The 6,940-nt window shown below is 72.9% G+C and carries 6 protein-coding genes; 2 read left to right on the top strand and 4 right to left on the bottom strand.

Going from position 1 to position 6,940, the window contains the following annotated elements:
* Positions 1-13: 13 nt before the first annotated feature.
* On the top strand, positions 14-1,036 hold the full coding sequence (locus HF526_RS37065; protein ID WP_169383749.1) for a GNAT family N-acetyltransferase: 1,023 nt from the start codon (positions 14-16) through the stop codon (positions 1,034-1,036).
* Between the two features lie 20 nt (positions 1,037-1,056).
* On the top strand, positions 1,057-2,328 hold the full coding sequence (locus HF526_RS23620) for a nucleotide sugar dehydrogenase (protein WP_169383750.1): 1,272 nt from the start codon (positions 1,057-1,059) through the stop codon (positions 2,326-2,328).
* Positions 2,329-2,353: 25 nt separating this feature from the next.
* Here the strand turns inward: HF526_RS23620 and HF526_RS23625 are convergent, their stop codons facing one another.
* The 4 genes from HF526_RS23625 to HF526_RS23640 form a co-directional block, all read right to left on the bottom strand.
* The gene (locus tag HF526_RS23625) at positions 2,354-3,475 is read right to left on the bottom strand and encodes a right-handed parallel beta-helix repeat-containing protein (RefSeq protein WP_169383751.1); all 1,122 of its coding nucleotides are present in this window, start codon (positions 3,473-3,475) and stop codon (positions 2,354-2,356) included.
* A 106-nt stretch (positions 3,476-3,581) separates the two neighbouring features.
* The gene (locus HF526_RS23630; protein ID WP_169383752.1) at positions 3,582-4,799 is read right to left on the bottom strand and encodes an FAD-dependent monooxygenase; all 1,218 of its coding nucleotides are present in this window, start codon (positions 4,797-4,799) and stop codon (positions 3,582-3,584) included.
* Positions 4,796-6,034 (bottom strand): GNAT family N-acetyltransferase, encoded by a 1,239-nt coding sequence (locus tag HF526_RS37070; protein WP_169383753.1) that lies wholly within the window; start codon positions 6,032-6,034, stop codon positions 4,796-4,798. Before HF526_RS37070 ends, HF526_RS23630 begins: the two co-directional genes overlap by 4 nt.
* Positions 6,035-6,145: 111 nt before the next feature.
* Positions 6,146-6,853 carry a LuxR C-terminal-related transcriptional regulator gene (locus tag HF526_RS23640; RefSeq protein ID WP_169383754.1) on the bottom strand — a complete coding sequence of 236 codons (708 nt, stop codon included), beginning with the start codon at positions 6,851-6,853 and terminating at the stop codon, positions 6,146-6,148.
* Positions 6,854-6,940: the final 87 nt, after the last annotated feature.

The raw sequence follows: 6,940 nt of genomic DNA on the forward strand, positions 1-6,940 counted from the left end.
CGCGACCGTTGCGGTGGACCCCGTCACGGACCCGTCCTGGCGCCGGCTCGCCGACGGGCCGCACGGCAGCGTGTTCACCTCGCCGCCGTGGATCGCCGCGGTGTGCCGGACCTACGGCTTCACGCCCGAGGCGCGCATCGCCGTCGACGGCCGCGGGGAACCGGTCGGCGGCCTGGCCTGGGTGACCCTCGACGACGCCCGCGGCACCCGGCTGTCGAGCCTGCCGTTCTCCGACCGCGCCGATCCACTGGTCGCCGACGAGTCCACGTGGGCCGCGCTGTTCTCCGCGGCCGGGCTCGGCGGGCGCCCGTACACGCTGCGCTGCCTCGCGGGTTCCCCGGCGGCGTCGGACCCGCGCCTGCGGGTCACCGGCGAGGCCGCCTGGCACGGCACGCCACTGGACACCGGCCTCGACGACCTGCACCGGCGGATCAGCTCCCAGGCGCGGCGCAACATCGGGGCCGCGGCCCGCGCCGGGGTGCGCGTCGACGTCCGACCCGATCTCGCGGCGGTGGCCGAGTTCCATCGGCTGCACGTGCGACTGCGCAAGCACAAGTACCGGCTGCTCGCCCAGCCGCTGGAGTTCTTCGAGCGGATCTGGCAGGAGTTCTCCCCCGGCCGGGTCGTCACCCTGCTGGCCACGGTGGCCGGCGAGGTGATCGCCGGCGCGCTGTTCGTCGAGTGGGGCGGGGTCCTCTACTACAAGTTCGGCGCCTCGCTGCCGGAGCACCTGCACCTGCGCCCCAACGACGCCGTCTACTGGGCCGCGATCCGCTGCGGTGTCCGCTGGGGCCTCGATCTCGTCGACTGGGGGCTCAGCGACCTCGACCAGCCGGGACTGGTGGCCTACAAGCGGAAGTGGGCGACCACCGAGCGCCCGCTGCTCACCCTGGCCGCCGGCGCCGCCGAGCCGCGTCCGGGACACCGCGAGCTCGGCGCCGCGCTGTCCGGGCTCACCCGCCTGCTCACCGACGACTCGGTCCCCGACGAGATCACCGCACAGGCGGGCGGCCTGCTCTACCGGTACTTCTGCTGAGACCAGCGAGGAGCGATGCCATGACAGTCACGGATCGGGGCCGGGTGGTGGTGGTCGGCCAGGGCTATGTGGGGTTGCCGCTCGCGGTGCGTGCGGTCGAGGTCGGGTACCGCGTCGTGGGTTTCGATGTGGACAAGAGCCGCATCGACCGGCTGCGCCGCGCGGAGAGCTTCGTCGACGACATCTCCGACGCCGAGCTGGCCGCCGCACTCGGGTCCGGACACTTCCATCCGACCGCCGACACGGCCGACCTGGCCGGGTTCGGCACCGCTGTGGTCTGCGTGCCGACGCCGTTGCGCGACGGCGCCCCGGACCTGAGCTACATCGCCGACGCGGCCCGGTTCCTCGCCCCGCACGTGACGCCCGGCTGCTGTGTGGTGCTGGAGTCGACGACATACCCGGGGACCACCGAGGAGATCTTCCTTCCGATCCTGGAGGTCGGGTCGGGGCTGCGGGCCGGGCCGGACTTCCACGTCGGCTACAGCCCGGAACGCATCGACCCGAACAACCCGTCCTGGGGCCTGCGCAACACACCGAAGATCGTCTCCGGGATCGACGAGGCGGCGGCGGCCGCGGTGCGGGCGTTCTACGACGACCTGGTGGAGCGGACCGTGCCGGCCCCCGCGGTGCGCGAGGCGGAGCTGGCGAAGCTGCTGGAGAACACGTTCCGGCACGTCAACATCGCCCTGGTCAACGAGCTGGCCATCTACTGCCACGAGCTGGGCATCGACGTCTGGTCGGTGATCGACATGGCGGCGACGAAACCGTTCGGGTTCATGAAGTTCACCCCGGGTCCCGGCGTCGGCGGGCACTGCCTGCCCATCGACCCGTCCTACCTGTCCTGGCAGGTGCGGCGGGCGCTGGGCCGCACGTTCCGCTTCGTCGAGATCGCCAACGACGTCAACGAGAACATGCCCAGCTACATCGTCTCCCGGGTGGTGGAGCACCTGAACCGCAAGCGGCTGGCCGTCAACGGCAGCCGGGTGCTGCTCATCGGCCTGTCCTACAAGCGCAACTCCGGGGACGCCCGGCAGTCGCCGGCCGTCGCCGTCGCGCGGCGGCTGGCCGACCTCGGGGCGGACCTGCACGCGGTCGACCCGCAGATCGCAGCGGCCGAGGTTCCGGCGTTCGTGCAGATGGTGGCGTGCGAACCGGGCGAGCTCACCGAGGCGGACGTGGTGGTCGTGCTGACCGACCACGACGCCGTCGACTGGGACCTGCTCGAGCGCCACGCCGAGCGGGTGCTCGACACCCGCAACCGGGTGGCGGGTGCGGGGGTCGACCGGCTCTGAGCTCGCCGCCCGGACCGCCCCGCGGTCAACCCGACGTGTTGCCGGAGTCGACGAACCCCGCCCGGGACTCGTCGTCGACCTCGACCGGTGGGATGCCGGAGGCCACGGTGTTGCCGGCGACGGTCACCCTGGTCGACCCGTTCACGGCCAGCACGGCCCGCAAGAGCTGCCCGCCGGTGAAGGCGTTGCTCCGGATCTCGACGTCCGGGTAGCTCTCCAGGTACACCGACTGCGCGCCACCGGTGTTGCAGACGTTGTTGACGAAGCGGATGGCGAGCGCGCCGGGAGGCGCCCCGACGTAGTTGCGGTTGCTGACGGTGCCGATCAGGCACTGCGCGTCGACGTTCGTGCACCGGTTGCCGGAGATCGTCACGTTGTAGGTGCGCGGGCTGGAGTCGTCGAAGGTCTGGAAGCAGTCGGTGTGCGGCTCCTGGCCCTGGGGGTAGCCGATCTGCTTGATGTCGCGGATCGTGTTGTCGGCGAAGACGAGGTCGGTACCGAAGAACCGCATCCCGTCGGCGTCCCGCGACCTGATCCGCACCGAGCCGCTGACCGTGTTCGCGCGCACCGTGACCCGGTCGCCCTGGATCCGGATGCCGGTCCCGTCGGCCCGGTCGACCATGTTGGACTCGATGAGGCTGTCCGTGCAGGCCTTGCAGAGGATGCCGTCGTCGGTTGCGTTCGCGACCGCGTTGCCTCGGGCCGTCAGCCCGGTGCCGGTCAGCGTGATGCCGCTGCCGGCGTTCGTGGCGAGGCCGGAGATCACGACGTTGTCGGCCCGCACGGTGATGCCGCGGATCACCGCGCCGTCGGAGACGACCTGCACCGGCGCGTCCGGCCGGCCCGAGCGGGTGATGGTCAGCTCGGCGGTGCTGAGCTGACCGCCGGTGAGGCACAGCTTCTCGCCCGGTAGCGCCGCGTCGAGCGCGGCCTGCGCCGCGGCCACGGTGGTCAGCGTCGTCGTGCAGTTCTCGACGGTGGACGGGACACCCGACGGCGGGGCCGGGACGGCGGCGCTCCCCGGCGGGCCGCTCGGGCCCGGTGCCGAGGCGGTCGAGCACCCGGACAGGGCGGCGAGCGCGAGAAGCACCGCGGCCAGTACCGCCGTTCCGGTCGATCGTGCAGCGATCCTGCGGTGCGGCGTCATCGGTATCACCACATTCCGGTCGGAACTCGCATCCCGTCTCCAGCGTAATGATCCGATGTAAAGCCGACGCATGTGATCGCACCGCGGAAGCACCATTCGGCACGTGTCACGGGTGCAGTACGGGGAGTTCACCGCGCCGGCGCGCGCGCAGCGTCCGCCGGGCGGAACTCACCGAGGACCGCGCCCGGCGCAATGGGCCGATCTGGGTCGCCAGATGCAACTGATAGCGCCAGAAGGGGTAATGCCCGCGCCGTTTCCACAGCGAATAGGCGAACTCGACGGCATCGGGATCGCGGTGGGGATCGATGTGGACGTCGACGTGCTCGAACCACGTCATGCTGCTGTGCGCGGCGTCCTGTACCGCCAGCAGCGCGGCCCGGCGCTGTTCGTCGTAGTTCTGCAGGGCCCGCGGCAGGTCCTCGGCGTGCAGGGGCAGCACGTCGGCGAGCCCGATCGCGTCCTGGACCGCCAGCTTGGTGCCCGAACCGATGGTGAAGTGCGTGGTGTGCGCGGCGTCGCCCATCAGGACGACGTTGTCCCGGCGCCAGGTCCGGTTGCTGATCTCCCGGAAGTTCAGCCAGGGCACCACGCCCATGCTGCGCGTCTGGTTGATCAGCGGGTGCCCGTCGAGCGGCCCGGCGAAGATCTCCTCCAGCACCTGGGTGCCCTTGTCCGGGTCGAGCTCGTCGAGCCCGAGGCCGGACCAGGTCTCCGGCGTGCACTCGACGATGCAGGTGCTGTTCTCGGTCGTCGACGGGTAGGCGTGGAACCAGATCCATCCCGCGGGGGTCTGCTCGAAGCCGAACACGAACGAGTCGAACACCTTCGGCGTCCCGAGCCAGATGTACTTGTTGCGGCCCACCGCGACACCGGCCCCGAAGTGCTCGGCATGCCGTTCGCGGATGCCGCTGTTGACGCCGTCGCAGGCGACGATCAGATCGGCGTCGAGCCCGGCGGGGTCGCCGATCTCGCGCTCGAACTGCACGTCCACGCCGAGGGCCCGGGCGCGCCGGGTGAGGATCTCCAGTAGCCCCCGGCGGCTCATGCTGAACCCGTAACCGCCGAGGTAGGCGGTCCGCTCCCCGCGCATCCGGACTTCCTGCCCCTCCCAGAGCACCGCGGACTCGCGGATCTCGCGCGCGCTGTCGGGGTCGTTGCGGTAGAGGCCGTCGAGGAAGTCGTCCCAGAACACGACGCCCCAGCCGTACGTGGCACCCGCGGGGTTGCGTTCGGAGAGGGTGACCTCGTGCTGCGGATAACGCCGCTTGGCCAGGATGGCGAAGTACAGCCCCGCCGGGCCGCCGCCGACACAGACGATCCTCACGTGTGGTCTCCTCCCCCGGCCGCCGGGCCCCGGCCGCCCTCGGGCCGGCCGCCGCGCAGCAGCGTGCGCGCGGAGTCGAGCAGCAGGCGGCCGCGCTCCGAGCGCCAGGCGAGGTCGTAACCGGCCCGCAGCGCGGCTGGTCTGATCATCTCGACGGCCTGGGGGTAGCGGAACGCCGTGCCGCCGAACGTCAGCTTCGGCTGGTCCGCGCCGGCCCAGCCGTCCGCGGGCGGCCCGTCCCCGCCCAGCAGTGCCTCCAACGTGGCCGGTCGCAGGCCGCCGAAGTCGAGCCAGCGGTAGCCCCTGGCCTTGCCCCACTGGATGATCTGCCAGCGCACCGCGGCCGGGACGCTGAGCCGGGAGGCGTCGCCCGAGCGGTCGAAGCCGCCGAGCCGGCCGCGCACCATGCCCGCGCACTGGGTCACCAGGTCGGCCACGACCGGAGCGCCGTGCACCTCGCCCACGAAGATCGCCGCATGGTGGGTCGGGGCCAACTCCTGGTAGAGGGCCTCGACGTAGCGGTAGGGCAGGACCGGGTGGCCCTGCTGCTCGGCGGAGCGGGTCATCAGCTCGTGCAGCAGCGGCAGGTCCCGCTCGTCACCTGGCCGCACCGAGACCCCACGGGACTCCCAGCGGTTCGTCCACGACTTCAACCGCTTGCCGAACCGGCCCCGAATGGTCGCCAGGTCCTCGGTCAGGTCGACGTGGAGGGAGCCGGGCGGCGCGATGCCCGCCGTGGACGGCCGGAACCCGAGCTCGAGCAGGTCCGCGCTCACGTCCTCGGCGCCCTCGGGCGGCTGCACGAACAGGATCCGCAGCCGGCGCCGGCCCAGCCGGGCCAGCGCGGCGGCGAGCGCGCGGCGGATCTCCGGCCGGTCCGCGACACCGGGAGCGATGATCGGGCCGTAGGGCAGGTATCCGACGCCGCCCAGCAGCGGCAGCCGCCGGACGAGGATCTGCGCCCCGCCGACGAGCTCGCCGTCCCGGCGCGCCAGCAGGTGGATCGGCGCGAAGCCGGCCAGCCGGCGCACCCGCGACCACGCCGACAGCTGGGTGACGTCGGTTCCCGGCGTCCGGCCCACCAGCTCGTCCCAGGACCGCAGCAGCACCGGACCCGGGTCGGGCGTCGCGACCACGTCGACCGCCCCGCGCGGCAGCGGCGCCGCGGGATCCGGCGCCGGCCGGCCGCGCGCCGGATGCGGCAGCGGTGGGCCGACTCCGAGCCGTGACCTCACGAACGCTCACCCCCTGAGCGGGCTGTGTCTGCACACCGTCTCGCGCGCTCCCTCGAAGAGGTCGGGAGGCGGGCGGTGACCGTTAACGGGTGGAACCTGCTCGGCGGGCCGTCAGCCCAGACGCCGGCGCCACAGCTCCACCACCGGCGCCGGCGCCGGTTCGTCATGGCGCAGGATCGCGGCGGCCTCCAGTTGGCTGTTGACCTCGAGCTTGGTCAGGATCGACCGGATCTGACTGCGCACGGTGGTCACGGACACGACGAACTCCTCCGCGATCGCCGCCGCCCGCTCGCCGCGCGCAAGCCGCTCGAGCACCTGCCGCTCGCGCGCGGTCAGTCGCTTCAGGCGGGCCTGGTCGCGTCGCTCGGCCGCACGGGCCCGCCGGTCGATGTCGAGCCAGCCGGCGCGCTCGGCCGGGGTCAGCACGGGGTGGCCCGCCGCGGCCGCGCACACCACGTCCAGCATCTCGGTCAGGGGCGCCGACTTCGAGACGAAGCCGGCCGCGCCCGCCGCGATCGCCGCGGCCACCCGCCGCGAGTCGGTGCTCGCGCTGACGATCAGCGTGACCCACCGGCGGGCGTGGCAGGTCCGCACGACGGCGAGCTCGTCGACCTGCCCACCGTCCGGCTCGAGCCCCAGCTCGAGGTCCAGCAGCACGACCGCGGGCGCCGTCTGTTCGGCGAACCGCAGGATCTCCGCGGTCCCGGTGACCGGGCACAGATGCGGGTCCAGGCCCCGCTCGGCCAGGGCGAGCACGAGCGAGGAGGCGACCAGGCGGTGATCGTCGATCACGAGCACCCGCGGCGATCGGAGCGTCATGGGCGCGACCCCAGCTCGGCGTTCGGCGCCGACGCGGGCGGCAGCTGCCGGCCCTCGTCCCCGGGGGCGGCGAGCGGGGGCGGGGGC

Origin of the sequence: Pseudonocardia acidicola (genome assembly GCF_012911935.1) — a bacterium.
In the GTDB taxonomy this organism is placed as follows: Bacteria; Actinomycetota; Actinomycetes; order Mycobacteriales; family Pseudonocardiaceae; genus Pseudonocardia; species Pseudonocardia acidicola.